This window comes from Roseateles sp. P5_B10, from assembly GCF_056400485.1.
In genome coordinates, this window is the sequence record NZ_JBFULE010000798.1 from 1 (window position 1) to 2,354 (window position 2,354).

At 67.2% G+C, this 2,354-nt stretch carries 4 protein-coding genes and 1 pseudogene; 3 read left to right on the plus strand and 2 right to left on the minus strand.

The features are described from left to right. From coaE to AC1DU6_RS27770, 3 genes are all read left to right on the plus strand, one after another. Positions 1-511 (plus strand): dephospho-CoA kinase (gene coaE / locus AC1DU6_RS27760; RefSeq protein ID WP_477861067.1); only part of this gene is annotated, 511 nt, incomplete at its 5' end. Positions 512-533: 22 nt separating this feature from the next. Further along, positions 534-1,289 carry a cell division protein ZapD gene (gene zapD, locus AC1DU6_RS27765; protein ID WP_477861069.1) on the plus strand — a complete coding sequence of 252 codons (756 nt, stop codon included), beginning with the start codon at positions 534-536 and terminating at the stop codon, positions 1,287-1,289. Continuing rightward, positions 1,286-1,501: a DNA gyrase inhibitor YacG gene (locus AC1DU6_RS27770; protein ID WP_056203363.1), complete on the plus strand. Its 216-nt coding sequence runs from the start codon at positions 1,286-1,288 to the stop codon at positions 1,499-1,501. The genes zapD and AC1DU6_RS27770 overlap by 4 nt, the downstream gene beginning before the upstream one ends. A gap of 8 nt (positions 1,502-1,509) precedes the next feature. Here AC1DU6_RS27770 and AC1DU6_RS27775 read toward each other — a convergent pair whose 3' ends face one another. Continuing rightward, a complete protein-coding gene (locus AC1DU6_RS27775) occupies positions 1,510-2,130 on the minus strand; it encodes an HAD family hydrolase (protein WP_477861071.1) in 621 nt (206 codons plus the stop codon). After that, positions 2,127-2,354, minus strand: a pseudogene (locus AC1DU6_RS27780) (glucose-6-phosphate isomerase); the annotation flags it as partial. The gene AC1DU6_RS27775 and the pseudogene AC1DU6_RS27780, both read right to left, overlap by 4 nt.

Consider the following 2,354-nt stretch of genomic DNA (forward strand, 5'->3'; position numbering starts at 1 on the left):
CATCTCCCGCACCCTGACCGCGCCCAGCGGTGYGGCCATGCCTGCCATTGCAGTGCAGTTCGGCGCGGACTTCATCAGCACCGATGGGGCCCTGGACCGCGATCGAATGCGCGCCCTGGTCTTCTCTGACCCGACGGCCAAGCGCCGGCTCGAGGCCATCCTGCATCCGCTGATCACCGCTGAAGCACAGGCGCAGGCTGAGACCGCGACGGCCCGCCTTGTCGTCTTCGACGTGCCTCTGCTGGTCGAATCCGGTCGCTGGCGGGCGCGCGTCGCCCGCGTGCTCGTCGTCGATTGCGCGATCGAAACCCAGATCGAACGGGTGCTGCAGCGCCCGGGCTGGACGCGCGAACGCATTGCGGGCGCCATCGCAGCACAGGCCAGCCGCGAAGCCCGCAGGGCGGCGGCCGACGCTGTGCTCCACAACGATCGCCTACCGCTTGTTGCGCTCAGAAACGAGGTTCTCAGCCTGGCCGAGCGCTGGGGCTGTGAAACAATCGCCCGGCCCTGATCGCAGTCCACCCGAGGCACCTTTGGTCCTGTACGAGTACCCGTTCAACGAAAGCATCCGCACGATGCTTCGCCTCGAGCATCTGTTCGACCGCCTCGGCACGCTGATGTCGCGCGAGACCGCGCTGGACCATCATTTCGCCCTGGTCACGCTGTTCGAGATCATGGAMGTCGCTTCGCGTGCCGACCTCAAGAGCGATCTGCTCAAGGAACTCGAGAAGCACAAGGCGCAATTCATCGGTTACCGCGGCAGCCCCGGCCTTGACGAAGCACGCCTGGATGAAGTCGTCGCCCGCATCGACGGCGCCTTCCAGCGTTTGAACGCGCTGGCCGGCAAGGCCGGCGCGACGCTGACGGGCAACGAGTGGCTGATGAGCATCCGCAGCCGCATCAGCATTCCCGGCGGCACCTGCGAGTTCGACCTGCCGGCCTATTACAACTGGCAGCAGTTGCTGCCGGTGCGCCGACGCAAGGATCTGATGACCTGGGCCCAGACGCTGATGCCGCTGGCTGAGGCCCTGCAGGTGCTGCTCGGCCTGCTGCGCGACTCTGGAGCCCCGCACAAGGTGGCGGCCACCGCGGGGCAGTTCCAGCAGAGCCTGCCGCCTGGCCGCGTCTACCAGCTGCTGCGCATGCGCATCGACCCCAGCCTCGGGCTGATCCCCGAAATCTCCGGCCATCGGCTGATGATCTCCATCCGCCTGATGCGCCAGGACGAGGAAGGCCGGCTCAAGCTGGCACAGGAAGACAGCGGCTTCGAACTCGCCTTGTGCCAATGAAGACGAACCCCGCAGGCGAGCGCATCGTGCGCTGCCCTCAATGTGGCGGCGACAGCGTGTTCGCACCCAGCAACAAATGGCGGCCCTTCTGCAGCGAGCGCTGCCGGCAGATCGACCTCGGCGCCTGGGCCAGCGAGTCGTTCCGCGTGCCCGCCACGCCGCCCCAGAACCCGGATGAATACGGGCCGGACGGCGAGCCGCTGGTGCACTGATCAGGCGCTCAAGCGCTCAACAGACGCCGCGACACCAGCTCACGCCGCGCGCTGGCGGCATCCGTGAACAGGAAGGCCTGCCAGTCGCGTGACAGGGCCGCATYGACATTGGCCGGGTGGTCGTCCAGGAAAAGCAGGTCCTGCGGCGGCGCATTGAAGTGACGCTCGGCCATCGCGAACATCTCGGCGCTCGGCTTGATCTGCTTGACACGGCCCGAGAACAGGCCCGACTCGAACCATTCATTCAGTGGAAAGCTGCGGCTGAGATGGTCCGCATACGGCTCGGGCATGTTGGACAGGAAGTGCAGCGTGTGCCCCGCGGCGCGCAGATCGCGGATCAGCACGGCAGTAGCGGGGATCAGCATCAGCTCGTCCGGCACTGCACGCACGACCGCAGCGACGTCGCCCCGCGGCCAGCCGGTGCGCGCCGAGATGCGGCGCACCACCTCGTCGGCGCCGATCAGGCCCTGGTCGAACAGGCCCCAGTCGCCACCATAGTTCTGAAAAAAGACCACAGCCGCGGCCGCCCCCTGCTCCAGCGTCTCGATGCGGTGCGGCCAGAGGCGCGCGAGGAAGCTGGCCGGATGCCAGCGGAACACCACGCCGCCAAAATCAAAGACGATCTTCATGCGGCCACCAGCCGCTTCAACAGGCCGGCGGTCGAGCCGTCCAGGCCCGCCGTGTCGCCAGAGTCCAGGCGCGGCAGCAACTGGTTGCAGAGTGCCTTGCCCAGTTCCACGCCCCACTGGTCGAAGCTGTTGATGCCCCACAGTGCGCCGGTCACGAAGACGCGGTGCTCGTACAGGGCGATCAGCGCGCCGAGCGAACGCGGCGTCAGCGCATCCAGCACGAG

Coding starts and splice junctions, on each gene's coding strand:
- AC1DU6_RS27770 (WP_056203363.1), top strand. CDS start 1,286: ATGAAGACGAACCCCGCAGGCGAGCGCATCGTGCGCTGCCCTCAATGT.